Below are 25,246 nucleotides of genomic sequence, written 5' to 3' on the forward strand. Positions count from 1 at the left end.
TCAGGGTACGATATTCACCAAACGGTCGGGGACCACAATCACCTTCTTCGGCGACGCACCGGCGAGCAGTTCGACGATGCGCGGGCGCGCGAGCGCCGCGGCTTCGGTCGCTTCCTTGTCGAGACCCTTCGCGATCGTCATCGTATCGCGCAGCTTGCCCGCCATCTGGATCGCGATCGTCACCTCGTCATCGACGAGAAGTGCCGGATCGGCGTGCGGCCATGCGGCGTCGGCGATCATCGCGGTGGTTCGCTGGCCTTCCGGCAGCGCCGCCCAGGCTTCCTCGGCGAGGTGCGGCAGCATCGGTGCGACGAGCAGGATCAGGGTGCGGCACGCTTCGGCGCGGGTCGCCGAGGGGACGGCCTTCTCGACGTCATTGGCGAGGGCGTGGATTTTCGCGACCGCCTTGTTGAAGCCGAGCGCCTCGATGTCGGCGGCGACGCCGGCGATCGCCTGGTGCAGCTTGCGCGCGAGACCGTTGTCCTCGGCGCCGTCGCCGATATTTTCGGTGTCGCCGAACAGACGCCACAGGCGCTGGACGAAACGCCAGGCGCCCTCGATACCCGCCTCGCTCCACGGCAGGTCGCGCTCGGGCGGGCTGTCGGAGAGCATGAACCAGCGCGCCGCGTCGGCGCCATACTGGTCGAGGATGGCGTCGGGATCGACGACATTCTTCTTCGACTTCGACATCTTGATCACGCGGCCGACATCGACCCGCGCGCCATCGGATTCGAGCGTCGCACCCTCGGCGCTGCGGCTGATCTCGTCGGGGGTGAAGTAGAGCGGCGGCAGGCCTTCGCCCTGATCGCGACTATAGGTCTCGTGCGTCACCATGCCCTGCGTGAACAGGCTGGCGAAGGGCTCCTTGATGTCGATCATCCCCAGCTTGTTGAGCGCGCGCGTCCAGAAGCGCGCGTAGAGCAGGTGGAGGATCGCATGCTCGATGCCGCCGATATACTGGTCGACGGGCAGCCAGCGGCGGATCACCTCGGGATCGAAGGGCTTGTCCGACGGCGCCGAGGCGAAGCGCAGGAAATACCAGCTGGAGTCGACGAAGGTGTCGAGCGTGTCGGTTTCGCGCACCGCTTCGCCGCCGCACGACGGGCAGGCGACATGTTTCCAGGTCGGATGGCGATCGAGCGGATTGCCGGGGACCGAGAAATCGGCGTCCTCGGGCAGCACGACGGGAAGCTGCGCTTTCGGCACCGGGACCAGACCGCAGGCGTCGCAATGGATGAAGGGGATCGGGGTGCCCCAGTAGCGCTGGCGCGAGACGCCCCAGTCGCGCAGGCGCCACACGGTCGTGCCCTTGCCCCAGCCCTCATGCTCGGCGCGCGCGACGATCGCGGCTTTGGCCTCGTCGATCGTCATGCCGTCGAGGAAGTGGCTGTTCACCAGCTTGCCGGGGCCGGTGTAGGCCTCGTCGCCGCTGAAATGCTGCGCGGTCTCGTCGCCATCGGCGATCACGCGGAGGACGGGCAGTTCGTACTTTCTCGCGAAATCAAGGTCGCGCTGGTCGTGCGCCGGGCAGCCGAAGATCGCGCCGGTGCCATAATCCATCAGCACATAGTTCACGACCCACACGGGCAGGTGCAGCGCGGGGTCGAGCGGATGTTCGACCGCGAGGCCGGTGTCGAAGCCGAGCTTTTCCGCGGTGTCGATCTGCTCGGCGGCGGTGCCCTGACGGCGGCATTCCTCGATGAACGCGGCCAGTTCGGGCGCGTCCTTCGCCAACTTCTCGGCAAGCGGATGGTCGGGCGAGATCGCCGCGAAGCTCGCCCCATAGAGCGTGTCGGGGCGCGTCGTGAAGACGTCGAAGCCAGGCGCGCCGCCAGCGAGCTTGAAGCTGAATTCCAGCCCCTGCGACTTGCCGATCCAGTTTTCCTGCATCAGCCGCACCTTGTCGGGCCAGCTGTCGAGGCCGCCGAGGCCGTCGAGCAGTTCCTCGGCGAAGTCGGTGATCTTCAAAAACCACTGCGACAATTTCTTTTTCTCGACGAGCGCGCCCGAACGCCAGCCGCGGCCGTCGATCACCTGCTCGTTGGCGAGCACGGTCATGTCGACCGGGTCCCAGTTGACGTAGCTGTGCTTGCGCGTGACGAGGCCGTGCGCGAACAGGTCGAGGAACAAGGCCTGTTCCTGGCCGTAATAATCGGGCTCGCAGGTCGCGAGTTCGCGGCTCCAGTCGATCGCGAGACCGAGGCGTTTCAGCTGGCCGCGCATCGCGGCGATATTGTCGCGGGTCCAGCCGCCGGGGTGGACGCCCTTTTCCATCGCGGCATTTTCGGCGGGCATGCCGAACGCGTCCCAGCCCATCGGGTGGAGAACGTCGTGGCCGGTCATCTTCTTGAACCGCGCGAGAACGTCGCCCATCGCATAGTTGCGGACATGACCCATGTGGATGCGCCCCGAGGGATAGGGGAACATCTCGAGGATATAGGCCTTCGGCTTGTCCGCCGTCTCGGTCGTGGCAAAGCTGTTCGCGGCCTCCCACGCCGCCTGCCAGCGGGCATCGGCGGCGAGGGCGCCAAAGCGCGGTTCGCGGGTCATTCGTTTTTACCCCGTTGATGTCTGTCGGCGCGTGTCCGCGCCGGGTTATTAGCCCTCGAAGGCCGAACGGCGCAGGTCGCGAGCGCGGGTGAGGATGATTTCCTCGAGCTTCTGGACCGTCGCCGCCTGAACCGGCGCGTCGACCCAGGTGCCGCCCTGCGCGACCTGGCGCGAGGCGGCGACGCGCAGCGCGTCGGCGCGCAGATCGCGGTCGAGGATCGACACGGTGACCTTCATCCGCTCGTTCGGGTTGCCGGGGTTGGCGTACCAGTCGGTGATGATGACGCCGCCCGACGAATCGGCCTGGAGCAGCGGCATGAACGACAGCGCGTCGAGGCTGGCGCGCCACAGATAGGAGTTCACGCCGATCGTCGTGACTTGCGACGCGGCGAGGTCGGCACGCGGCCGTTCCTTGCCGCCGCACCCCGAAAGGCCGAGCGCCGCGACCCCGAGGAGCGCGAGCGTGGCCGAACGGCGACCGAGCGTGGCGCCGAACTTGGCAGGGACGGAAAGCTGGAACATGCCGGAACACCTTATACATCGGGCGCGGGCGACCGCCGCGCTTGCTGGATTTCCAGCGTCTCTATCGCCGTTGCCGCGCGGCGGCAAGCGCGGCAATCGGCTTGTTCGCGGCGTTCATCGGGGAGACAGCTTGGCGTCGCACTGTGGTGATCGCGCAACAGCCCCGCGAAATATGGGGCATAAAGAATTGCTTTCTCGCGAATCACTGGAAAAGTCGGTGCGTTCGGCCTATCTGATGAGGGTACTGGGGTTGGAGTCGCAGACAATGCCGCGCAGCAAGCGCCATTTCTGGAAAGCAGGGGTCGTCGTTTTGGCGACGGTTTCGCTTGCCCTGCCCCCCGCTCTCGCCGCGATGAGCCGCGCCGACCGCATCCGCGAAACAAGCCTGTCGGAAACCCTGCTGGGGCAATTCACCCCCGCTTCGGGCGATCCGCGCCTGATCGCACGCTATGCCAAGGTGTCGGCCGATGCGCGCAGCAACTTCAGCTTCACCCCCGCGCTGACCGACGAGAATCGTCAGAACCGGGCGATCACCGTGGTGATTCGCGCCCGCGACGACGCCTCGAGCGCCGCGATGACCTCGGCGCTGGTGCAGGGCCGCAAGGCCCCCGTCGCGATCACGCCCGTCGCTTATAATCTCGGCGCTTCGGTCGGGTTCGAGAAATTCGTGACCCCGACGCTGCCGCGCGGCATCGACCTGCGCAACCTGCCGCAGGCGAAGGCGCCCGAGCAGAATGAAAAGAAATCGCGCTTCGCGACGCGTATGCTGGCGCGCCCGAGCGATCCCGCCGGCGCGACCGATCGCCTGACCGCGCCCGGCGACGACCAGGCTGTCGATGTCGTCAGCAGCTATCGCCTGACCAAGAATCTCGATGTGACTGCCGGGGTGCGGTACAAGAGCGAGGACAGCGTCCAGCCGCTGACCGACACCCGCCGCGACAGCCAGGCGGTGTATGTGGGCACCGCGTTCCGCTTCTAGCCTGCATCGCTATTTGGCCCATGGTGGCCTGCAAATGGCGACCTTTCGCGCTTCCGGTGCTCACGTACAGACGTACGCTGCGCTCCGGGTCGCGAAACGCCACCATTTTCGACTCACCCTGAACCAAATATCGACGCAGTCTATCTGCGCGGTTTTGTCGCCTTTTCCAGCCAATGATCGATCGCCGCCCATCCGGGAGCGAGGCCGCTTGCCCTGCTCGCGCGGTGGAGCGCGCGCGCGCGCGCCGGGGTGAGGCCGCCGAGCGCGACCGGCCGGGCGCCGCTCAGCCGCGCGAGGCCGAGCCACGCCGCGCGGCCGAGCGCCGGGGCGCCGGGATGCGAGCGGGTCGGGTGGAGCGGCGAGACAAAGGCGAGGTCGGCGCGCGCGCGGCGCGCGGCGCGGGCTTCGCGGGGGTCGTGGACGGGCATCGAGACGATCAGGCCGAGGCGGCGCGCCTGCGGCGCATGCTTGGCATGATGCCGGCGCAGGTGAACGCCGCCGGCGCCCCAACGCCGCGCCAGCGCGGGTCGTCCGGCGAGCAGCAACAGGAGGCTGCGGGTTTTGGCGATTCGCGCGAGGCGGCGGACCAGCCGCCAGCGATCGCCCGGCGCGCGGTCGTCGTCGCGGATGACGATGCCGCTGCCCGGCGGCAGCGCGGCGGCGGCGGCGAGCACCGCATCGCCGAGCCGCGCATCGGTGAACAGCCAGCGCCGCGGCAGTCGGCCCGATGGTCTTGAGAAGGGGTGGCGCCGGGGCATCGGCTTTTCTATAGGCGCGTCGCCGCCGCGCGCAACGCGTGGGCGCCAGCGAAGGATCGGACATGGACAGTGCAGCGCAGCGATTGGCCGGGGTCGAAGCGGGAATCGCCGCCGCCGCGGCGCGTGCGGGACGCAAAGCGAGTGACGTCCAGCTGGTCGCGGTGTCGAAGACGCACGACTCTTCGACGATTCGCCCGCTGATCGCCGCCGGACAGCGCCATTTCGGCGAGAATCGCGTCCAGGAAGCGGCGGGCAAATGGCCCGAACTGCGCGGCGGAACGTCCGATATCGTGCTCCACCTGATCGGGCAGCTGCAATCGAACAAGGCCGAGGAAGCCGTCGCGCTGTTCGACGCGATCCACTCGGTCGACCGGCCGTCGCTGGTCACCGCGCTGGCACGGGCGTGCGAGAAGGCGGGCGGGCAACCGCTGCTGTTCGTGCAGGTCAACATCGGCGACGAGGAACAGAAGGGCGGCTGCGCGGTCGCCGACCTGCCCGCGCTGCTGGCGCAGGCAAAGGACGCGGGGCTGAAGATCGCCGGCCTGATGGCGATCCCGCCCGCCGATGTCGCACCGACCCCCTATTTCGCGCTGCTCGACGAACTCGCCGAGCGGCATGGCCTGCCGCTGCGCTCGATGGGCATGAGCGGCGATTACGAGAGCGCGGTGATGCTCGGCGCGACGCACGTGCGCGTGGGGACCGCGCTGTTCGGGGCGCGGTAAAGACCCCTCCCTTGGGGGGCAAACGACCGGTTGCGACCGAAACACGACGTCGCCCCCGCGAAGGCGGGGGCCGCTAACGGCCTATTTCCGTATCGCTGCGTAAACCGACAGCGGCCCCCGCCTTCGCAGGAGCGACGGTTTAAAGAACGTCCGCTTCCTACCTCAAAGCCGACATTCGCTACCCGCGCCTTGCCATGCGCCCCCCAATCACTAATCAGGGCGCGATGTCCGCAACCGCCGCCCTTTCCGCCGCCAAGCCCTCCGCCCCGACGCCGATGATGGCGCAATATTGGTCGCTCAAGGAAAAGGCGGGCGATTGCCTGCTCTTCTATCGCATGGGCGACTTCTTCGAACTCTTCTTCGACGATGCCAAGGCCGCCGCCGCGACGCTCGACATCGCATTGACGTCGCGCGGCGAACATGGCGGCGAACCGGTGCCGATGTGCGGCGTACCGGTGCATGCCGCCGAATCCTATCTCGCGCGGCTGATCCGCGCCGGGCACCGCGTCGCAATCGCCGAACAGGTCGAAAGCCCCGCCGAGGCCAAGGCGCGCGGCGGATCGAAAGCGCTCGTCGCGCGCGCGATCGTGCGTTTCGTCACCGCGGGCACGCTGACCGAGGAAAGCCTGCTCGAAGGGCGCAGCGCCAACCGGCTCGCGGCGCTCGCCGAGGTCGGCAGCGAGGGCGAGGTCGCGATCGCCGCCGCCGATATCTCGACCGGGCGGTTCGAGGTCGTCGCGGTGCGCCGCGAGGCGGTCGACGCCGAACTCGCTCGCCTGGCGCCGTCTGAATTGCTGGTCAGCGAGAGTATCGGCGACCTGCCCGCGTGGAGCGTGCGCCAGGTCGTGCGCCGCCCGACCGCCGATTTTGCCAGCAACGCCGGCCAGAAACGGCTCGAATCGCTGTTCGGTGTGCAGACCCTCGACGGCTTCGGCCAATTCTCGCGCGGCGAAATCGCCGCGATGGGCGCGATCGCCGCCTATCTCGACCATGTAGGCACCGGCACGACCGTCTTCCTCCAGCCGCCGGTACGTCACCTCGCCTCGGGGCGCATGGCGATCGACGCCGCGACGCGCGAAAGCCTCGAACTCGTGCGCACCATGGCCGGCGCGCGTGACGGCAGCCTGCTCGGCACCATCGACCGCACCGTCACTGCGGCGGGCGCGCGGCTGCTCGCCGACGATCTCGCGAGCCCGCTCACCGACAAGGACGCGATCCTCGACCGGCTCGACCTCGTCGACGCCTTCGCGCGCGATGCGCTGTGGCGCGGCGAACTCCGAAGTGACCTTCGCGCGCTGCCCGACGCCGGCCGCGCGCTCGGCCGCCTCGTCGCGGGGCGCGGCGGGCCCCGCGACCTTGCCCAGTTGCGCGATGCGCTCGGCGGCGCGCGCCTCTTGCGCGAACGGCTCGGCCGCCGCGCCGACCTGCCGCCCTTGCTCACCCGCCTGCTTCCCGGCCTCGGCGGCCATGGCGCGCTCGTCGACGAACTCAGCCGCGCCTTGATCGAAACCCCGCCGGTCGACGCCGCGCAGGGCGGTTATGTCGCCGAAGGCTATGATCATGCGCTCGACGCGCTGCGCGAGACCGCGCGCGACGGGCGCAAGGCGATCGCCGCGCTGGAAGCCGATTATCGCGACCGCACCGGCATCGCCGCGCTCAAGATCCGCCACAACGGCGTGCTCGGCTATCATGTCGAGGTGCCCGCGAAGCACGCCGACGCGCTGATGGCACCCGAATCGGGCTTCACCCACCGCCAGACCCTCGCCGGGGTGGTGCGCTTCAACTCGTCGGACCTGCACGAGGCGGCGAGCCGCGTGACCCAGGCGGGCGTCCACGCCATCGCCGCCGAGGCCGCGCATCTCGAAGCGCTCACCGACGCCGCGACCGCGCGCCGCGAAGCGATCGCCGCATCGTGCGACGTGCTCGCGCGGCTCGACGTCGCCGCCGCGCTCGCCGACCATGCGATGAGCCACAATTGGTGCCGCCCCGACCTCGCCGACACCCCGTGCCTCGACGTCACCGGCGGCCGCCACCCGGTCGTCGAAGCGGCGCTGGCCAAGGCGGGCGAACGCTTCGTCCCCAACGATCTGTCGCTGTCGGAGGCCGACCGGCTCTGGCTCGTCACCGGGCCGAACATGGGCGGTAAATCGACCTTCCTGCGCCAGAATGCGCTGATCGTCGTGCTCGCGCAGGCCGGGGGCTTCGTCCCTGCGGCTTCGGCGAGGCTCGGCCTCGTCGACCGCCTCTTCAGCCGCGTCGGCGCCAGCGACAATCTCGCGCGCGGGCGCTCGACCTTCATGGTCGAAATGGTCGAAACCGCCGCGATCCTCGCGCAGGCGACCCCGCAAAGCTTCGTCATCTTGGACGAGGTCGGGCGCGGCACCTCGACCTATGACGGGCTTGCGCTCGCCTGGGCGGTGGTCGAGGCCGTCCACGAAGTGAACAAGTGCCGCTGCCTGTTCGCGACCCATTATCACGAACTCACCCGCCTCGCCGAAAGCCTCGACGCGCTCTCGCTCCACCATGTCCGCGCCCGCGAATGGCAGGGCGACCTCGTCCTCCTCCACGAGCTCGCCGACGGCCCCGCCGACCGCAGCTACGGCCTCGCGGTCGCGCGCCTCGCCGGCGTCTCGCCCAAGGTGGTGAAGCGCGCCGAAGCGGTGCTCGCGAAGCTCGAAGCCGGGCGCGAAAAGACCGGCGGCCTCGCGGCGGGGCTCGACGACCTGCCGCTGTTCGCCGCGACGCTTGCCGCTGAACCCGCGCCGGTGACGGATGCGCTGCGCGAGGCGCTCGCAAACATCGATCCCGACGCGCTCACCCCGCGCGAGGCGCTCGACGCACTCTACCGGCTCAAGGCGACCGGGGGCGAGGTATGAGCGACATTTTCGCGCATCTCGACGGCCGCCGCGCGATCATCGATCGCCGCGCGCTCGCCGAGCGGCTCGAGGCCGTCGCCGCCGAGACCAGCGATACCGGCAAGCGCCGCCGCGCGCTCGTCGACCTGCTCAAGGTCGCCTTGGAGGAGGGCCGCGCCGAAATCGCCCGCCGCCTGCTCGAAGCGCCCTCGTCGGGCCGCCTCGCCGCCAGCGCGACCGCCTTCCTGATCGACCAGATCATCCGCCTGTCCTATGATTTCACCGTCGATCATCTCTATCCCGCGGGCAATCGTTCAGCGGGCGAGCGCATCACGATCATCGCGGTCGGCGGTTATGGCCGCGCCGAAATGGCGCCGTACAGCGACATCGACATCGGCTTCCTCACCCCGTTCAAGCAGACGAGCTGGACCGAACAGGTGATCGAGGCGCAGCTCTACACGCTCTGGGACCTCGGGCTGAAGGTCGGCCATTCGTCGCGATCGATCGACGAGATGGTGCGTGCGGCGAAGGACGATCTCACTATCCGCACCGCCCTCCTCGAAGGGCGCTTCATCTGGGGCGACCGCGATCTTTACGATCAGGCCTCGGCGCGTTTCGATGCCGAGGTCGTCGCGGGCAATGCGCGCAGCTTCGTCGCCGAAAAGCTCGCCGAGCGCGACGAGCGGCACAAGCGCATGGGCGATTCGCGCTATGTCGTCGAACCCAATGTGAAGGAAGGAAAGGGGGGGCTGCGCGACCTCCACACGCTGTTCTGGATCGGCAAGTTCATCCACCGCGTGCGCACCGTCCCCGAACTCGTCGACGCGGGGCTGCTCTCGACCCGCGAGCTTCGGCAATTCGCGCGCGCCGAGAATTTCCTGCTCGCGGTGCGTTGCCACCTCCACACGCTCGCGGGGCGCGCCGAGGACCGGCTGACCTTCGATTTCCAGCCCGAGATCGCGCGCCGCATGCATTTTGCCGAGCGCCCGGGCAAGAGCGCGGTCGAGCGCTTCATGCAGCTCTATTTCATCCACGCGAAAAGCGTCGGCGACGTCACCGGCACCTTTCTCGCCCATCTCGACGACCAGCTTGCGGCGCGCGGGCGGCGCTTCCTGCCGACGATCCGCCGCCGCCCGGGCCGGCTCAACGGCTTCGTGCTCGACCGCGGCCGCCTCGCGCTGCCGGCGGACGATTTCTTTCAGGCGGACCCGGTGCGCCTGATCGAAATCTTCGCGCTCGCCGACAAATATGGCCTCGAAATCCACCCGCAGGCGATGCGCCAGGCGCGCCACGATGCCAAGCTGATCGACGCGCGCGGGGTGCGGCGCATCGCGCGCGCCAACGCGCTGTTCCTCGACGTGCTGACGTCCCCGCACGATCCCGAAACGGTGCTGCGCTGGATGAACGAGGCGGGGGTGTTCGGCCGCTTCGTGCCCGACTTCGGCCGCGTCGTCGCGCAGATGCAGTTCGACATGTATCATCACTACACCGTCGACGAACACACGATCCGCGCGATCGGGCTGCTCGCCGACATCGAGCAGAACCGGCTCGGCGACGACCATCCGCTGTCGACCGCGATCATGGACCAGATCCATTCGCGCCGGACCATCTATGTCGCGGTGCTGCTCCACGACATCGCCAAGGGGCGCGGCGGCGACCATAGCGTATTGGGCGCCGAACTCGCGCTGCGCGTCTGCCCGCGGCTGGGGCTCAGCGAGGCGGAGACCGAGACCGTCTCGTGGCTCGTGCGTCATCACCTGCTGATGTCGGCGACCGCGTTCAAGCGCGACCTCGCCGATTTCAAGACGATCCTCGATTTCGCGGGGCAGGTGCAAAGCCCCGAACGCCTGCGCCTGCTGCTCGTGCTCACCGTCGTCGACATCCGCGCGGTCGGCCCGGGGGTGTGGAACAGCTGGAAACGGCAATTGCTCACCGAGCTGTTCGACGCCGCCGAGGAAGTGCTGCGCCTCGGCCACAAGCAAAAGGGTCGCGAACAGCGGATCGCGAACAAGAAAGAGGATGCGCAGGCGCTGCTCGGTCTCGACGAGAAGAGCTTTGCCCGGCTCGCGAAGCGCCTCCCCGAAAGTTACTGGATCGCCGAACCGGTCGAGGTCATCGCCGCCAACTTGCGCCATATGCAGCAGGCGGGCGATACCCCGCTGCACATCGCCGCGGTGCCCGATCAGGATCGCGGCGCGACGCTGGTGATGGTGCTCGCCGCCGACCATCCGGGGCTCTTCTATCGCATCGCGGGGGGCATCCACCTCGCCGGCGGCAACATCATCGACGCGCGTATCCACACCACCCGCGACGGCCTCGCGCTCGACAATTTCCTCGTCCAGGACCCGCTCGGCCGCCCCTTTGCCGAGGCGGGGCAGATCGACCGGCTGACCCGCGCGATCGAGGATGCGCTCGCCAACCGCCACAAATTATTGCCCAAACTCGAAGCCCGCGCGCTCCCCCGCGCCCGCGCCGAGGCGTTCCGCATCGCCCCCAATGTCTTCGTCGACAATAAGGCGTCGAACCGCTTCACCGTGATCGAGGTCAATGCGCAGGACCGTCCCGCGCTGCTCAACCAGCTCGCCTATGCGCTCTTCCAGTCGAAGGTGACGGTGCACAGCGCGCATGTCGCTACCTATGGCGAACGCGCGGTCGATACCTTTTACGTGACCGACCTGATCGGCGACAAGATCGACAGCGCGGCGCGGGTGAAGTCGCTCGAGAAACGCCTGCTCGAAGCCGCGGGAAGCGGCAGCGAGGAAGCGGTCGCGGCCTAGAGCGCCGCGGCCTTGCGGACCTGCGCGACTTCCACCCGGTCGCGCCCCAGCGCCTTGGCGCGGAGCAGCGCGGCATCGGCGGTCGGAATCAGGCGCGAAAAATCGCAATGCAGCGGCGCCACCGCCAGGCCGATCGACACCGACAGGCCGCCCGGCTCGCCGCCGGCATGCGCGAGTTCGATCGTCGCGATGCGGTCGCGGATGTCCTGCGCGCGCTCCGCCGCCTGTTCGGGCGACAGCGCGGGCAACAGCAACAGAAACTCTTCGCCGCCATAGCGAAAGGCGAACTCCGGCTCGCGCGTGACATTGGCCAGCACTCGCCCGACCGCGCGCAGCACCGCGTCGCCCGCCTCATGGCCATGGACGTCGTTGAAGCGCTTGAAATGGTCGACGTCGATCATCAGGCAGCTCAGCGGCTCGCCGTCGCGCACGGCCTGCGCGATCTGCGTTTCCAGCACATGGCCCAGCTGCCGGCGGTTGGCGAGCCCGGTCAGCGGGTCGGCCATCGCCATTTCGCGCAGCGAATCGCGCAGCTGCAGATTGGCAATGGCGAGGCCGATATTCTCGGCGAGCATGTCGAAATAGATCAATTGCGCCGCGCCGCGGTTCGCCGCGTCCGTCGGCATTTCGAAATAGAGCAGGCCCAAAGTCTCGCGCTGCGCCATCAGCGGCAGGCACAGGCTGTCGACCGGCGCCTCGGCGTTCCAGTCGATGTGGTCGCACGGCACGTCGACATGGTCGCCCGCCGGGCGATGACGCAGGCCGCGCCGCAGCGCCCAGCAAGACGTCGCCGAAAACTGCGCGCTCGATCGCACCGGGCCCAGCCAGCTGCACGCCTCGACCACCAGCTTGCTCTGCTGGTCGAGCAGGTAGAGCCGACCCGGAAGGTCGGGGACGATCTCGGGAATGAAGCGCCGGACGACCTCTTTCAGGTCGTGCAGCGTGTCGCTGCCCTGCATGCGCTGCGTCATCCGAGACAGCAGGTCGCGCATCGACCGGTCGGCGTCGCGCTCGACCTCCAGCCGCTGGCGTTCGATGCCGTTTTCGCGAAACAGGCGGATCGCCTGCGCCATGTCGCCGATTTCGTCGATATGCTCGACCGTGGGCGGTTCGGCGGCGAAATCCTGCACCGCCAGCCGGTTGACGACGTCGCTCAGCCTGACGACCGGGTGCAGCACGCGGCGTTTGAAGACGAAATAGAGCACGCACAGGACGAGCAGCGCGGTCAGCGCCAGCACGACCTCCGAAATGCGCTTCCACAGGATCGACACCTCGGTCGCGTCGGCGACCCGTTCCTCGATGCGGCTGTCGAGCTGGTCCTGGAACCGCTGGACCTCCAGTTCGGACCGGTCGAGCTGCCGCTCATATTCGGGGCCGAACAAAATCTGCCGCGCGGTCGCGGCGTCGCCGCGCTCCTGCGCCGCCAGCGCGGTTTCCTGTTCGTCGTGCAGCGTATCGGCCAGCGCGATCGCCTTTTTCAGCGCATCGAGCTCGCTCGCCGACGCCCCGGCGTCGCCGATGTGGCGAATCCGCTGCTCGACGCTCGCCAGCGCGGCCACCTCGCTGCGATAGCCGGCCAGATAGGTCGGATCGCCTGTGTTGACATATTGCCGTGCGCGGTCGCTCAACCGATAAATTTCGTCGCCCAGCGTGCCGGTCGCCCGGTCGAGCCGATAGCGTTGCTCGACCGCCTCGCGCTCGCGCTCCTGCGCGTTCGACGCAAAGATCATCGTCGTGCTCGACACGATCGTCAGCAGGACGGTCGCGCCATAGGCCCAGTTGGTGATCGTCGCCAAGCGCATGAGCGGACTTTAGGATGGCAATCGTTCGAAGCAGGTTAACCGCGATGGAAGATGCGCCTGTCGCCGCCTATGGTGAACATGCGGTCGACACCATTTACGTGACCCGCCTAAACGCCGCGCGCTCGACATATCGCGCCCAATATCCGTCGAACTGCAGCCGCTTGAAATCGCTGCCAAGCGATGCGGCAAGCCGGCGGCGTATCGCCATGGCTTTCGACCGTTCGCCAAGGTCGATGTGGATTCGCGCCGCTTCGAGCAGCGCGCGGTCGGCGACCGGCAGATTTCCGAACGGGTCGAAGAAGGAATCGATCCGCGAGCGGTCCTTCACGCCCATCCAGGTGAAGTGTCCGGCGTCGGCGCGCCGCGCGATCGCCAGGTAGCGTGCGAGCATCGCGCTCGGGCGCGCGCCTTCGCGCTCCGCCAGCCGCGCCGCGAGCAAGGCGCTCTCGGCACCCGGACTTCGCCGCTCGAGTTCGCTGACGACCTCGGCCATCCACGCGCGGTCCAGATGCGAGTCGCGCCATCCGGTGCCGAGCAGGTTGAACGTCGCGATCGCCGCCAGATCCTCCGTCCGCGTGAAGCGGGCCATGGCGGCCGCATCGGGCTCAGCCGCGATCGCCGAAGGTTGCACGATGCGGATCGCGGGATCGCCCGCCAATATCTGCTCGATATCGGCCTTGTGCATCACGCCGACGACCACGAGCATCCGTTGGCCCGGATAAGCGCGCGCTGCGGCGGCGATCCGCCGCGCCTGCATGAAGGTCCGGTATAGGAAGAGGCGACGGGGAAAATCGCGCGCCGCCCGGTCGGGATAATCCGCATAAAAGGCGCGGTGGCGGGCGCCCTCTTCGGGCGCATCGGCAAAAAACAGGCCGTGCGTGCGCGATCGCGGGTCGGGGAAGGTCAGGAACCCCTGAAAACCGGCCTCGCGGCGGAGGAGGGGAACCGCCTCGAGGTCGGCGATGCCAAGGCCCAGCGCGCTATCCTCCGCACTCGGCAGCCAGTCGAAGGGGCACAGCGGCAGGCCGCGTTCGCGCGCCAACGGAACGAGCAGGTCCTGAATCTCATAAGTGAATTCATAATGATCGTTGCGCGCAAAGCGGTCGGGAGCGCGTTCGATGCAGATCGCGGCCGGGCCTATCGCATCGACGAAAGCCCGGACCGCGCCCGGTTGCTGGCGGCGGTTGATCAACTGCGCGCTGTGATCGACGCCCAGAATGACAACCTCGGTTTGCGGGAGCGGCGGCACATCTTGCGCATCGGCGCCGCCGGCCGGCCACAACGCCAGCATGAGCAGGAGGAACAGGAAACGCATGGATATGGCTCGCCGAAGGAAGGGATTGGCTGGGGGTGGCGTGCGGCGCCCCATCAAAGGTGGCGAATCTCGTCGGGCGCATTCCACCAATTGTCGTGGAGGCCGTCGCTGTAGGTCACCGGCGCGGTCACCAGATCCTCGACGGGCAGGTCGTTGATCGCCGCGAGGCGCACCGAGACGAACGCACCGCCCAGTTCCTCCAGATAGCCGCCGCCATGCGTTTGCGTCCCGCACCGCGAACAAAATTGATGCGAGATCGAAAAGGCCTCGCTTTCGCGGCCGTAGCTGGTCAGCGCCTCTTCGCCGGTCAGCAGCTCGAAGGCCTCGGGCTTCAACCCGCCGACATTCCAGTTCCGCTGCTTCCAGCAAAAGCTGCAGTTGCATTTGCCGGTGCCGGCCGCGACATCCATATGCACCTTGAACGTCACCGTCCCGCAGTGACAGCTTCCCTGATACCAACGCTTCATCATCCTGCTCCTGCCTGGGGATGGGGTCATTTCCCGATTTGGTCGCCGACCGTTTTCGCGGGGTTCAGCCGTCCGATCCAGTCCGATGCGTCGAGGACGCGTCGCGGAGCGATCTCGCGCACCGCCGTCTCTAGCATTGCCCGATTCCTGTAACTTCCGATGACCATCATTTTCTTGCCTGGATTGTTTCGCACCGCCTGCCGCGTCTGGTCCGCCATATGCTTATCCCAGCGCGACTGGGCGGCGACGAAGGCCGGGCCGACCAGCACAAATTGCGCCGCCTGCACGCTACCTGCCAGCGAAGCCGTCGTTGCGTCCTGCACCTGCCCGGCATTCTGCCAATAGCGCAGCAGGATCTGCTCGATGTCGGAATCGAGGCGCGACAGCGCCGCGGCGCCATCGGGATCGCGCTGCTTCAGCGCCGCAAAGGCCGCGCCCGCTTCCCCCGCTATAGTCTCGAACATCTCGCCGCCCGGCTCCATCGCGATCGACTCGACCTCCATATGCGCCAGCAACGGCCAGACGACGGCTGGATATTCGGGGCGGCCGGGCGTCGCCTTGCGTTCGGCCAGTTCGTCGGGCCGGACCTCGATCACCAGGACGTCGGGCGCAAAGGCCAGGATCGCGGCGCGCAACTGGTCATAGCCGAACGCCGGCTCGCTGTCGTGGAGATCGTGGAGCGCCCCGATGACCAGCACCCCGTCGTCGGCCGTCGCGGCATCGGCGCGGGGCGTTGCGGCCGCCAGCAACAGCGCGGCGAACAGGAAATGAAATGATGCGATACGCATGGTGGTGACCCTCGTCCTTGTCGTCACCGCCGGGTGTCGACGAAGGGCAGTGATCGGGCGAGCGCGGATCGGTGAGCGGGACCGCCGCTTCGCCGAGCGGGTTCAGAAGGATAGCCGGGCGGCAATCCTGTCGCGATAGCGCCGGCTGAGGCGCAGCGTTTTGCCGGAGCGCAGCAACAGCTTGGCATCGCCGCGGCCAAGACGCTGCACTTCGCGCACGCGGTCGAGCCTGATGATCGCGCTGCGATGGATGCGGGCAAAGGCGGCCTCGGGAAGCTCGGCGGCCAACGCGGTCAGCGACCGATCGGTCAACAAGCGCCGCCCACCGGCGTGCACCTCGGCATAGTCTCCGGCAGCGGCGATCCAGTCGATTTCGTCAAAGCGCAGGAAGTGCGAGCCCCCCGACACGCGGATCCACAACCCCTCCTCCCCGGCCGGGGCGGCCTCGGCGGACGGCGCGGCCTCGCTCCGCGCGCGAAACTGGCGGCGCCAATGGGCGACCGCAACCAGCGCGACATAGGCAAAGGCGGCCTTGTCGAGATTCGCCAGCAGCACGGGCTGCGCCATCGCGAACGCCGTGGGGGCCTGCGCGCCATAGATCGGCCAGAACAGCAGCACGAAGATCATCACATGCAGTGCGGCGAACAGCGGATATCCCAGGATCCATAGCGCGGCCGCCGCCACGCGCGGTAGCTGCGCTGCATGGACGGCTTCTGCCGCCTTCAGCACAAGCGGCGTCAACAAGGCCCACACCGAAAAAACGGCGGCGGTATAACCGAGCGTCGGCCACCAGTCCTGCGGCCGACCGTGATAGGCGGCGAACAATTGCTCCTGAACGGCACTGACCAGCGTCGCGACGACCCAAGCCGCCACACCTAGGCTCACGGCGAGCAGGCGGCCCTTCGGCGGCCGTTTCGCCGCGGCGGTCATCGTCCCGGCCCTGCCGGCCGGGCGTGCAACGCGCCGCCGCTCCGGGCCGAACCGGGGCTCACCCCCGCAGCACCGCCCCGAGCTTCGCTGCCGCAGCCACCACCTTATCCGCAATCGCCTTCAGCTCGGCCTCGGCAAAGCTTTTCTCTGCTGGTTGCAACACGACTTCGACCGCCAGGCTGACCTGACCCTCGGGCACGCCCTGCCCGGCGAAGCGGTCGAACAGGCGCGCGTCGGTGATCACCGCCTTGTCGGCGCCCTTCACCGCGCGGACGAGGTCGCCCGCCGCGAGGCTGTCGGGCGCGAGGAAGGCGAAGTCGCGGCGCACCGGCTGCAGCGCGGGCGGGGTGAAGGCGCTGCGCGCCGGGCCGCTCGCGCGCTTCGCGGGGATCGCGTCGAGGAAGATTTGCACCGCCATCACCGCGCCGTCGACGTCATAATGCCGCGCCAGCGACGGGTGCAGCGCGCCGAACTCGGCGAGCACCGCCTTGGGGCCGAGGCGCAGGGTCGCGGCCTGTCCGGGGTGCCAGATGCCGGCCTCGGCGACGGGCTCCATCACCTGCAGCCGGTCGGTCGGCGCCCCCGCGGCGTCGAGCAAAGCCAGCGCCGCGGCCTTGGCGTCATAGGCGTCGAAGGGCTGCGCCTTGCCCGCCTGCCAGCCGCGCTCGCTGCGGTTACCCGCCATCACGATGCACAGGGTCGGATGTTCGGTATCGGCCAGATAGCGGCGCCCGATCTCGAACAACCGGATACTGTCGGCGCCGCGATTCTGGTTGCGCGCCGCCGCGGCGAGCAGCCCGGGTAGCAGCGACGGGCGCATGACCTTGAGCTCCTCGCTGATCGGATTGGCGAGGCTCCACGCGCCGCCGCCGAAGGGCGCGGCCTCGCGGTCGGACACGAAGCTCCACGTTACCGCCTCATGATAGCCGCCCGCCGCCGCAGCGCGGCGCAGCCGGCGTTCGAGCAACTGGTCGGCGGTCGCGGTCGGCTTGGCGACGCCATCGACACGCGGCAGCGCGACCGATTCGACCGCGTCGAAGCCGGTGATACGCGTGACCTCTTCGACGATGTCGGGCGCGGCGTCGACGTCGCGGCGCCAGCTCGGCACCGCGATGCGCCAGGGCGTGCCTTCGGTCACGCCGAAACCCAGCGATTCGAGGATCGCGCGCTGTGTCGCGGGTTCGATCGCGATGCCGCCGAGCGTCGCCGACAGCGCGGGGTCGTACTCGACCGTCTTTTCGGCCGCGGGCGGGGTGCCCGCGCGCGTCACTTCCGACGGGGTGCCGCCGCAGATCGCGAGGATATGCCCGGTGACGATCGCGGTCGCATCGTCGAGGAAGGCGGGGTCGACCCCGCGCTCGAACCGGCTGCGCGCGTCGCTGGTCAGGCCGAGCGCCTGCCCGGTCAGCGCGATGCGCTCGGGGGTGAAATAGGCGATCTCCAGCAGCACGTCGGTTGTCGTCTCGCTGCACCCGCTATGCTCGCCGCCCATGATGCCCGCGATGTCGTGGACGCCCGCGTCGTCGGCGATCACCGTCATCGTGTCGCTCAGCGTATAATCCTTGCCGTTCAGCGCGGTGACGGTCTCGCCTGGCTTCGCGCGGCGCGCGGTCAGCCCGCCGCTGAGCTGCGCGCGGTCATAGACATGGCTCGGCCGGCCGAGGTCGAGCATCGCATAGTTGGTGATGTCGACGAGCGCCGAGATCGAGCGCTGGCCGACCGCTTCCAAACGGCGGCGCATCCATTCGGGGGTGGCGACGCGGTTGTCGACGCCAGCGATGGTGCGGCCATAGAAAGCGGGACAGCCTTCCGCGTCGTTCGTCGCGATCGGCGTCGCGATGGCGCCTGCGCCCGCGATCACGGGAACCTCGAGCGGCTTCAGCGTGCCGAGCCCGGCGGCGGCGAGGTCGCGCGCGATGCCGCGCACGCCCATGCAATCCTGCCGGTTGGGGGTGATCGAAATGTCGATCACCGGCTCGCCCGCGCCACTGTAATCGGCGAAGGCGGTGCCGATGGGGGCATCGGCGGGCAATTCGATGATCCCGTCATGATCGTCGCCGAGTTCGAGTTCGCGCGTCGAGCACATCATGCCGTTCGATTCGACCCCGCGCACGGCGGCGACCTTCAATTCCATGCCGTTCGCGGGCACGACCGCGCCGGGCAGGCCGAGCACGCCGACGAGGCCGGCGCGCGCGTTGGGGGCGCCGCACACGACGGTCAGCGGCGCGCCGCCGTTGATGTCGGGGCCGGCCTCGACGGTCAGCACCTGCAATTTGTCGGCCTGCGGATGTTTTTCGGCCGTGAGCACGCGCGCGACGCGGAAACCGGTCAGCTTCTCGGCCGGATTCTCGATGCCTTCGACCTCATGGCCGATGCGGTTGAGCGTCGCGACGACGTCGGCGACGGTCGCCGAGGTTTCGAGATGGACCTTCAGCCAGTCGAGGGTGATCTTCATGCCGAAATCCCCCCGCTGAGCGTCGGGACCGACAGCGCGCCGAACCCGTAGTGCGACAGCCAGCGCAGGTCGCCGTCGAAGAAGGCGCGCAGGTCGTCCATGCCATATTTGAGCATCGCGAGCCGGTCGACCCCGACCCCGAAGGCGAAGCCCTGCCACACATCGGGATCGAGCCCGCAGTTCGCGATCACGCGGCGGTTGACCATGCCGCTGCCGAGCAGCTCCATCCATGCATGGCCTTCGTCGTCGCCGTTGCCGCCGACGATCCGGCGGCCCTTTTCCTGTTTATAGCCGACATCGACCTCGGCCGAGGGTTCGGTGAAGGGGAAGTAGCTCGGGCGCAGTCGCAGCACGATGTCGTCGCGCTCGAAATAGGCCTTGAGGAAGGTCTCGAGCGTCCATTTGAGGTGCCCCATATGGATGCCGCGGTCGATGACGAGACCTTCGACCTGGTGGAACATCGGGGTGTGCGTCGCGTCGCTGTCGCTGCGATAGACACGCCCGGGGGCTATAATCCTGATCGGCGGTTCTTTTTCCATCATCGTGCGGATCTGCACCGGCGACGTATGCGTCCGCAGCAACATCCGCTGCGCGGAACCTTCGCCAACTTCGGGAAAATAGAAGGTATCGTGCATCGCCCGCGCCGGATGCGTCTCGGGAATGTTGAGCGCGGTGAAATTGTGCCAGTCGTCCTCGATCTCGGGACCCGTCGCGACCGCGAAGCCCATGTCGGCGAAGATTTCGGCAAGTTCGTCCATCACCTGACTGACCGGATGCACGCTGCCGCGCGCGGCGGCGCCGGCGGGGAGCGTCATGTCGAGGCGTTCGTTCGCGAGCTTCGCCTCGAGCGCCGCACCTTCGAGCGCGTCCTTGCGGTCGGCGAGCGCCGCGGTCACCGCCTCGCGCAGCGTGTGGATCTGCGGGCCGACCGTCTGGCGCTCCTCGGGGGTCATGCCGCCGAGCGTCTTGAGCAGGCCGGTGACGCTGCCCGCCTTGCCGAGCGCGGCGACGCGCAGCGCCTCGAGCGCGCCCACATCGGTCGCGGCCTCGATCGCGCCGGTCAGCTCGGCCTGCATAGCCTGGTAATCGCTCATGGTCGTTTGTCCTGCGGCGGCGGAAATGCCGCGCTTTACTGCGGCGCCGCTTGCACCGAACGGGCGGCGCGGGTCAACCCCCGAGGGCCCGGATCGCGCTAGTTTCCGGGCTTGTGCAGCCCCTGTACGGCGGCTCCGATCGCGGCGGCGCGCCCGCGGGCGGCGGCACCGAGGATCGGCTTGGCGCGCGCGGCATAGGCGCGTGGACTCATCCCCATGAAGCGTTGGAAATCGCGCGTGAACTGCGCCTGGTCGTAATAATGATAATCGAGCGTATCGATCCACGCCATCGACGGGTCGAGCATGAAGCGCGCGAGGCTGCGCAGGAAGCGCTGGCGGCGTAGCAGCAATTTGGGCGGGAAACCGAAAGCGCGGCGGCTCAGCCGCTCGACCGAGCGTTCGGACAAGCCGAGCTTGTCGGCCAGTTCGGCGACGCTGCCGAGATCGTCGTCGATCAGCGCGCCGTGCGCGGCAAGGATCGCCGGGTCGTCGCGCGGCGCACCGTCCAGCAGGCCGGTGAAATGATCGTCGATCGCCTGCGCCGCGGCTTCGACGTCGTTGGCCTGCCGCAATTTTCCGGCCAGCGGGGCGAGCGCGGCAAAGGCGGGGTGCGCGGCGCCATCGACGAAGCGGTCGGCCATCTCCTCGGCCGGAATCGCAAAGAATTTCGCCCAGCCCGCCGGCAGGATGCCGATCCCCCAGGTGCGCATGCTGCCGACCGAGAAATAGGTCGCCTTGCTGGTCGGACCGGTGACGTTGAAATTCGGCGCAGGCACCACCGGATCGTTCCCGATCGCGCTCAACGTCGTGTCGCCCTCTATGAAGCGCATGTTCGCCCATTCGGGGTGCAGATAATCCTCGATGCGCACACCCGCCGGCGCCTCGACCTCGGTCAGATAGATGATGCTCGAATAGGGCCGCAGCGCCGCGGACACGGGAAAAAAGCGCGTCGCCACGCGCACGTCGGTGCCTTGCCCCGAATGACTGGTCTCATCCGTCATGACGCCGCACCCTTCGCACCTATGCGAAAAAAAACAACAGGCTAAGCGATTCCTTTGTCGGGTTTTTACAATTCTTCCGCGGCGCGCGACCGCATATGTCGCGGCAAGGAACATCTTCCACCGGCCGGCGGCTTTCTGCGACCCACGGCTTTTCGGTTCGGAGGGAGGGGGGCGGTGCGTCGTTTACGATCATCGTCGGAACGGCGCGAGGGGCAACCTTCGCGCCGTTTCTGTTTGTGGCGGCCCGCCGGCAAATGGTGCGGGCACGAAAAAGGGCGGCCCCTCGCGGGACCGCCCTTATGTCTTTGTCGCGATGATGCCCGGAGCTCAGGCCGCCTTGGGCAGTGCCGCCTTCGCCTGCGCGATGATCGCGGCGAACACGCCGCCTTCGTTCATCGCCAGGTCGGCCATGACCTTGCGGTCGAGGTCGACACCCGCCAGCTTCACGCCGTGCATGAACTGCGAATAGGTCAGGCCTTCGGCGCGAACCGCGGCGTTGATACGCTGGATCCACAGGGCGCGGAAGTTCCGCTTTTTGACCTTACGGTCGCGATAAGCGTATTGGCCGGCCTTTTCGACCGCCTGCTTGGCAACGCGAATGGTGTTCTTGCGACGGCCGTAATAGCCCTTCGCCTGTTCCAATACGCGTTTGTGCTTGGCGCGCGTGGTGACGCCGCGTTTGATGCGTGACATGGCTTAGCGCTCCTTACTTCAGGCCATAGGGCGCCCAGAGGCGCACATGGGCCACATCCGAATCGCTCAGCACGCTGGTGCCGCGGTTGGTGCGGATATATTTGGCATTGTGGTTGATCAGGCGGTGGCGCTTGCCGGCGACGCCGTGCTTCACCTTGCCCGAGGCGGTGAATTTGAAGCGCTTCTTCACACCGCTCTTGGTCTTCAGCTTGGGCATTTTGGTCTCCTTTGGAAGTCCGTTTGCGTAGCGGCATGGCAGCCCTTTCAGCCAGCCGTTACAATCGGAAGCGGCGCGCCTAGAAGGATTCGCCCGGAAATGCAAGCCTTGCGGTCCATTCCCAGGAAAGAACGGGCCGCCGTTTCCGGCGCCCCGTTCCGTCCCGCCATGCTCAGAAGCGGACGCCGAGCGCGACGCCAGCGTGGCGACGCTGGAAATTGATGCCGCCGATGCGGCCATTGTCGCCATAGCCGAATTCGACGCGGCCATAGAATTGCTCGCCGAAACCATGTTCATAGCCGACCGCACCCTGGAAGCCCGATCCGCTCTCGGTGGCGCGCAGCGCGCCGCTCTGCGCTTCGACGCGCAGCTTGGCATAGCCGACCTTGCCATAGATCTGGCCCTTCGACCCGATCGCATAGCCGAGGTGCAAGCCGGCGCCGAGATTGTCCTTGACCTTCAGCGTGTCGATGCCGTCGCTGGCCTCGACCGACGATTTTTCGAAGGTGACATAGGGGCCAACCACGAACGACGAGCCGACGGCGACGTCGAAGCCCGCTTCGCCGCCCCACGCGACCGCGCTGCCGACCTTGTAGACATCGTTGTTCTGGGCGATGCTGCTGACCGTCGGCGTTTCATAGACGGCGCGCGCTTCGATACGGAAACCCGCCTTGGCATTGCCTGCATCGTCTTCCTGCGCGAGCGCGGGCGAAGCAAAACCGGCCGCGAGGATCGCAGCCACAATCATATTTTTCACGAAATACCCCCTGTTTAGAAGACGCTGGGTTCAGCGTCGCGGGGGCGATTAGCCGTTTGGGCGACAGAGTAAAGCGACATTGCGTTCGCAATGCCAACGGCCTGCGAAGGCGATGACCGCTCGCCTCAATGGTGGCAGGCGAGTCCCTCGACCACATCCTCGAGCCGCGCCGGATCGCCGAGTGCGATGACATGGCCCTCGCTCTCGCTGTGGAGCGGATCGCCGTTCCAGTCGCACATCGTTCCACCCGCGCCCTCGACGACGGGGACCAGCGCGGCAAAGTCGTGAAGCTTCAACCCGGCCTCGACCACCAGATCGATATGGCCGCTGCTCAGCAGCCCGTAATTGTAACAGTCGCCGCCAAAGACCATGCGCTTGTGCGCGGTCTGCGCCGCCAGTGCCATGAAATGCTCGCCGTCATGGTCGCTGAAATATTGCGGGCCCGTCGTCGCGAGCACCGCGTCGGACAGGTTGCGGCAGCTGCGCGTGCGTGCGGGTTTGCCGTTGAACAGGGTCGGCTGTCCCATTGCCCCCACCCAGCGTTCGCCCGCGATCGGCTGGTCGATGATGCCCAGCACGGGCCAGCCGTCTTGCAGCAGCGCGATCAGCGTGCCGAAGATCGGCCGGCCGGCCATGAAGCTGACGGTGCCGTCGATCGGGTCGAGCACCCACTGGCGCGAGGCGTCGGGACGCTCGGCGCCATATTCCTCGCCGATGATGCCATCGCGCGGGGCTTCGGCGTCGAGCAGGCGGCGCATCGCGGCCTCGGCTGCGCGGTCAGCTTCGGTGACGGGCGATGCGTCGGCCTTTGCCTCATGCTGATAGGCGGAACGGAACAGCGGGCGGATCGCGGCGCCGGCGGCGTCGGCGAGGCGGTTGGCGAGGGCAATGTCTTCGGCGCGCATGGGAACTCCAATGGAGTGGCAATCGAGCGCCAATGCCATGCCCGCCGGTGTGAGGCTAGAGCAGCCAGTCGATCGGCAGGTGCGACAGCAGCCACACGCCGGTGCGGTTCCACGCCGTGGTTGCCGGTTCGGTGGCCAGGATGCTTTGCCGCCCGTCGGTGGATATGCCCCATTGCAATGTGCCTTCCGGCGACAGCGTCACGGCGTAGCTGTGATCGGGCAAGCGTGCGTGCAGCCCGTCGGCGACCAGCCCGGACAGATAGGGGCTGTCGATCAGGAAGCCCATTTCGCAATTGAGTTCGGCCGACCGCGGATCGAAATTGAACGAACCGACGAACAGCAGCCGGCGATCGACGACGAAGGTCTTGGCGTGCAGGCTTTCGCCGCCGCCGCTGAATCGGGTCGCGCTGTGGGGGCTTTCTTCGGCATGTCCTTTGGGACCGGGCCGGACCTCGAACAACCGAACACCGGCTTCGAGCAGGGGCATGCGCTTCTTGACATAGCCGGCGTGGACCAGCGGGACGTCGGTAACCGCAAAGCTGTTGGTCACGACGAGCGTATCGACCTTGCGCCGGGCGAGGCCGGTGAGCAGGTCGGTACCCGAGCCGGCCGGCACGAAATAGCCCGAAACCAGGTCGAAGCTGCCCTGCGCGCCGGCGATCACCGGTTTCAACCGGTTGATCAGCAGCGATTCGGGCGGTTCGGCCCCGAGCGCCTTTGCCGGATCGTCGCTGAACAGCCGGACCTCCGTCCATTGCCAGTTCAGCGTCTGGGTCATCGCATCCCGAATGAAGGCGGTCGCCGCGATGGCCGCGCGATATTGCCGTCCGCGTTCGCTGTCCGATTCGGGTGGGTCGCGCAGCGCCGGCATCGGCTCGCCGCCATCGGCGGCGATCAGCAATTCGGCCGGATAAGCCGACCGGCTGTTCCAATAGCGGTCGAATTGCGCCGACACCTCGGGCAGCACCGCGCCGATCGCCAGCGCGTCCATGTCGATGAACAAGCCGTCCTGTTCGGCGCCGAAATATTCGTCGCCGACATTGCGCCCGCCGACGATCGTTACCGCGCCGTCGATGGTCAGCGACTTGTTGTGCATCCGCCGGTTGAGGCGTGGAAAAGCGAAGAGGTAATTGGCCGCGCGGACCGACCGCAGGGTCAGCGGGTTGAACAATCGCACCTCGATGCGCGGATGGGCGTTCGCGCCGACCAGCATCGGGTCGAGTCCGGCCGTGGTGTTATCATCGATCAGCAGGCGGACGTGGACGCCGCGGTCGGCCGCCCTGACCAGTTCGGCGAGTAGAATGCGCCCCGACAGGTCGTTGTTCCAAATATAATATTGCAGGTCGACCGACCGTTCGGCGGCGCGGATCATCTCGACCCGCGCGGCAAAGGCGTCGAGCGCATCGGGGAGCAGATAGATGCCGCTTTGCCCCGGGTGCCGCGCCGACACCGGGGCGATCGCCGCCGCGATCGGCGTGCCCTGACCGTCGAGGGCCGCGCTGGCGCGCCGGCCGTCGAGCGACGGGAGCGGGAATGCCGCCCAAAGCGCCAGTGCCAGCAATGCAAAGCTTCCGGTCGCGAAAACCAGCGACGTCAACATGCGTCGCAAGAGCCTTTTCCGGCGCGATGACCGCTGTTCAGGAATTTTGTCATCGCCGT

The 25,246-nt window shown here is 67.7% G+C and carries 20 protein-coding genes; 4 read left to right on the forward strand and 16 right to left on the reverse strand.

Annotated features, from left to right (window positions below):
- Together leuS and EEB18_RS10030 are read right to left on the reverse strand one after the other, a co-directional pair.
- Positions 1 to 2,550 (reverse strand): leucine--tRNA ligase, encoded by a 2,550-nt coding sequence (gene leuS / locus EEB18_RS10025; protein ID WP_187141730.1) that lies wholly within the window; start codon positions 2,548 to 2,550, stop codon positions 1 to 3.
- 48 nt (positions 2,551 to 2,598) lie between these two features.
- On the reverse strand, positions 2,599 to 3,072 hold the full coding sequence (locus EEB18_RS10030; RefSeq protein ID WP_187141731.1) for a DUF3576 domain-containing protein: 474 nt from the start codon (positions 3,070 to 3,072) through the stop codon (positions 2,599 to 2,601).
- Positions 3,073 to 3,337: 265 nt separating this feature from the next.
- Here EEB18_RS10030 and EEB18_RS10035 point away from each other — a divergent pair, with 265 nt between their 5' ends.
- On the forward strand, positions 3,338 to 4,051 hold the full coding sequence (locus tag EEB18_RS10035; protein WP_187141732.1) for a hypothetical protein: 714 nt from the start codon (positions 3,338 to 3,340) through the stop codon (positions 4,049 to 4,051).
- A gap of 140 nt (positions 4,052 to 4,191) precedes the next feature.
- Here the strand turns inward: EEB18_RS10035 and EEB18_RS10040 are convergent, their stop codons facing one another.
- The gene (locus EEB18_RS10040) at positions 4,192 to 4,809 is read right to left on the reverse strand and encodes a thiamine phosphate synthase (RefSeq protein WP_187141733.1); all 618 of its coding nucleotides are present in this window, start codon (positions 4,807 to 4,809) and stop codon (positions 4,192 to 4,194) included.
- A 62-nt stretch (positions 4,810 to 4,871) separates the two neighbouring features.
- Between EEB18_RS10040 and EEB18_RS10045 the strand changes: the two genes are divergently transcribed.
- The 3 genes from EEB18_RS10045 to EEB18_RS10055 all read left to right on the forward strand — a co-directional run bounded on the left by EEB18_RS10045 (position 4,872) and on the right by EEB18_RS10055 (position 11,163).
- Positions 4,872 to 5,531, forward strand: coding sequence for a YggS family pyridoxal phosphate-dependent enzyme (locus tag EEB18_RS10045; RefSeq protein ID WP_187141734.1), 660 nt, complete (start codon positions 4,872 to 4,874; stop codon positions 5,529 to 5,531).
- 224 nt (positions 5,532 to 5,755) lie between these two features.
- The gene (gene mutS, locus EEB18_RS10050; protein ID WP_262408192.1) at positions 5,756 to 8,407 is read left to right on the forward strand and encodes a DNA mismatch repair protein MutS; all 2,652 of its coding nucleotides are present in this window, start codon (positions 5,756 to 5,758) and stop codon (positions 8,405 to 8,407) included.
- On the forward strand, positions 8,404 to 11,163 hold the full coding sequence (locus EEB18_RS10055) for a [protein-PII] uridylyltransferase (RefSeq protein WP_187141735.1): 2,760 nt from the start codon (positions 8,404 to 8,406) through the stop codon (positions 11,161 to 11,163). Before mutS ends, EEB18_RS10055 begins: the two co-directional genes overlap by 4 nt.
- Here EEB18_RS10055 and EEB18_RS10060 read toward each other — a convergent pair.
- From EEB18_RS10060 to EEB18_RS10120, 13 genes are all read right to left on the reverse strand, one after another.
- The gene (locus EEB18_RS10060) at positions 11,160 to 12,965 is read right to left on the reverse strand and encodes a diguanylate cyclase (protein ID WP_187141736.1); all 1,806 of its coding nucleotides are present in this window, start codon (positions 12,963 to 12,965) and stop codon (positions 11,160 to 11,162) included. The genes EEB18_RS10055 and EEB18_RS10060 overlap by 4 nt on opposite strands.
- A 94-nt stretch (positions 12,966 to 13,059) precedes the next feature.
- Positions 13,060 to 14,280, reverse strand: a complete 1,221-nt coding sequence (locus EEB18_RS10065; protein WP_187141737.1) for a hypothetical protein — start codon at positions 14,278 to 14,280, stop codon at positions 13,060 to 13,062.
- Positions 14,281 to 14,333: 53 nt separating this feature from the next.
- Positions 14,334 to 14,747 (reverse strand): GFA family protein, encoded by a 414-nt coding sequence (locus EEB18_RS10070; protein WP_222943163.1) that lies wholly within the window; start codon positions 14,745 to 14,747, stop codon positions 14,334 to 14,336.
- Positions 14,748 to 14,773: 26 nt separating this feature from the next.
- On the reverse strand, positions 14,774 to 15,535 hold the full coding sequence (locus EEB18_RS10075; RefSeq protein ID WP_187141739.1) for a hypothetical protein: 762 nt from the start codon (positions 15,533 to 15,535) through the stop codon (positions 14,774 to 14,776).
- Between the two features lie 102 nt (positions 15,536 to 15,637).
- Entirely contained in the window at positions 15,638 to 16,465 is an 828-nt protein-coding gene (locus EEB18_RS10080; protein ID WP_187141740.1) for a LytTR family DNA-binding domain-containing protein, read from the reverse strand.
- A 58-nt stretch (positions 16,466 to 16,523) separates the two neighbouring features.
- Entirely contained in the window at positions 16,524 to 18,920 is a 2,397-nt protein-coding gene (gene pheT, locus EEB18_RS10085; RefSeq protein ID WP_187141741.1) for a phenylalanine--tRNA ligase subunit beta, read from the reverse strand.
- Entirely contained in the window at positions 18,917 to 20,014 is a 1,098-nt protein-coding gene (gene pheS, locus EEB18_RS10090; RefSeq protein WP_187141742.1) for a phenylalanine--tRNA ligase subunit alpha, read from the reverse strand. Before pheS ends, pheT begins: the two co-directional genes overlap by 4 nt.
- Before the next feature lie 98 nt (positions 20,015 to 20,112).
- Positions 20,113 to 21,015, reverse strand: a complete 903-nt coding sequence (locus EEB18_RS10095; protein ID WP_187141743.1) for a helix-turn-helix domain-containing protein — start codon at positions 21,013 to 21,015, stop codon at positions 20,113 to 20,115.
- 327 nt (positions 21,016 to 21,342) lie between these two features.
- Positions 21,343 to 21,708: a 50S ribosomal protein L20 gene (rplT, locus tag EEB18_RS10100; protein ID WP_056341641.1), complete on the reverse strand. Its 366-nt coding sequence runs from the start codon at positions 21,706 to 21,708 to the stop codon at positions 21,343 to 21,345.
- A 13-nt stretch (positions 21,709 to 21,721) separates the two neighbouring features.
- Positions 21,722 to 21,925, reverse strand: a complete 204-nt coding sequence (rpmI, locus tag EEB18_RS10105) for a 50S ribosomal protein L35 (RefSeq protein WP_056341643.1) — start codon at positions 21,923 to 21,925, stop codon at positions 21,722 to 21,724.
- 172 nt (positions 21,926 to 22,097) lie between these two features.
- A complete protein-coding gene (locus tag EEB18_RS10110) occupies positions 22,098 to 22,673 on the reverse strand; it encodes a porin family protein (RefSeq protein WP_262408235.1) in 576 nt (191 codons plus the stop codon).
- Positions 22,674 to 22,807: 134 nt separating this feature from the next.
- Positions 22,808 to 23,587 (reverse strand): histidinol-phosphatase, encoded by a 780-nt coding sequence (hisN, locus tag EEB18_RS10115; protein WP_187141745.1) that lies wholly within the window; start codon positions 23,585 to 23,587, stop codon positions 22,808 to 22,810.
- Positions 23,588 to 23,642: 55 nt separating this feature from the next.
- The gene (locus EEB18_RS10120; RefSeq protein WP_187141746.1) at positions 23,643 to 25,187 is read right to left on the reverse strand and encodes a phospholipase D family protein; all 1,545 of its coding nucleotides are present in this window, start codon (positions 25,185 to 25,187) and stop codon (positions 23,643 to 23,645) included.
- Positions 25,188 to 25,246 lie beyond the last annotated feature (59 nt).

The sequence above is a fragment of the Sphingopyxis sp. OPL5 genome (genome assembly GCF_003797775.2).
In the GTDB taxonomy this organism is placed as follows: domain Bacteria; phylum Pseudomonadota; class Alphaproteobacteria; order Sphingomonadales; family Sphingomonadaceae; genus Sphingopyxis.

Bases quoted from the DNA above. Each gene is read 5' to 3' on its own strand.
- leuS (WP_187141730.1), bottom strand. From the start codon at position 2,550: ATGACCCGCGAACCGCGCTTTGGCGCCCTCGCCGCCGATGCCCGCTGG.
- EEB18_RS10030 (WP_187141731.1), bottom strand. From the start codon at position 3,072: ATGTTCCAGCTTTCCGTCCCTGCCAAGTTCGGCGCCACGCTCGGTCGC.
- EEB18_RS10035 (WP_187141732.1), top strand. From the start codon at position 3,338: ATGCCGCGCAGCAAGCGCCATTTCTGGAAAGCAGGGGTCGTCGTTTTG.
- EEB18_RS10040 (WP_187141733.1), bottom strand. From the start codon at position 4,809: ATGCCCCGGCGCCACCCCTTCTCAAGACCATCGGGCCGACTGCCGCGG.
- EEB18_RS10045 (WP_187141734.1), top strand. From the start codon at position 4,872: ATGGACAGTGCAGCGCAGCGATTGGCCGGGGTCGAAGCGGGAATCGCC.
- mutS (WP_262408192.1), top strand. From the start codon at position 5,756: ATGTCCGCAACCGCCGCCCTTTCCGCCGCCAAGCCCTCCGCCCCGACG.
- EEB18_RS10055 (WP_187141735.1), top strand. From the start codon at position 8,404: ATGAGCGACATTTTCGCGCATCTCGACGGCCGCCGCGCGATCATCGAT.
- EEB18_RS10060 (WP_187141736.1), bottom strand. From the start codon at position 12,965: ATGCGCTTGGCGACGATCACCAACTGGGCCTATGGCGCGACCGTCCTG.
- EEB18_RS10065 (WP_187141737.1), bottom strand. From the start codon at position 14,280: ATGCGTTTCCTGTTCCTCCTGCTCATGCTGGCGTTGTGGCCGGCCGGC.
- EEB18_RS10070 (WP_222943163.1), bottom strand. From the start codon at position 14,747: ATGAAGCGTTGGTATCAGGGAAGCTGTCACTGCGGGACGGTGACGTTC.
- EEB18_RS10075 (WP_187141739.1), bottom strand. From the start codon at position 15,535: ATGCGTATCGCATCATTTCATTTCCTGTTCGCCGCGCTGTTGCTGGCG.
- EEB18_RS10080 (WP_187141740.1), bottom strand. From the start codon at position 16,465: ATGACCGCCGCGGCGAAACGGCCGCCGAAGGGCCGCCTGCTCGCCGTG.
- pheT (WP_187141741.1), bottom strand. From the start codon at position 18,920: ATGAAGATCACCCTCGACTGGCTGAAGGTCCATCTCGAAACCTCGGCG.
- pheS (WP_187141742.1), bottom strand. From the start codon at position 20,014: ATGAGCGATTACCAGGCTATGCAGGCCGAGCTGACCGGCGCGATCGAG.
- EEB18_RS10095 (WP_187141743.1), bottom strand. From the start codon at position 21,015: ATGACGGATGAGACCAGTCATTCGGGGCAAGGCACCGACGTGCGCGTG.
- rplT (WP_056341641.1), bottom strand. From the start codon at position 21,708: ATGTCACGCATCAAACGCGGCGTCACCACGCGCGCCAAGCACAAACGC.
- rpmI (WP_056341643.1), bottom strand. From the start codon at position 21,925: ATGCCCAAGCTGAAGACCAAGAGCGGTGTGAAGAAGCGCTTCAAATTC.
- EEB18_RS10110 (WP_262408235.1), bottom strand. From the start codon at position 22,673: ATGATTGTGGCTGCGATCCTCGCGGCCGGTTTTGCTTCGCCCGCGCTC.
- hisN (WP_187141745.1), bottom strand. From the start codon at position 23,587: ATGCGCGCCGAAGACATTGCCCTCGCCAACCGCCTCGCCGACGCCGCC.
- EEB18_RS10120 (WP_187141746.1), bottom strand. From the start codon at position 25,187: ATGTTGACGTCGCTGGTTTTCGCGACCGGAAGCTTTGCATTGCTGGCA.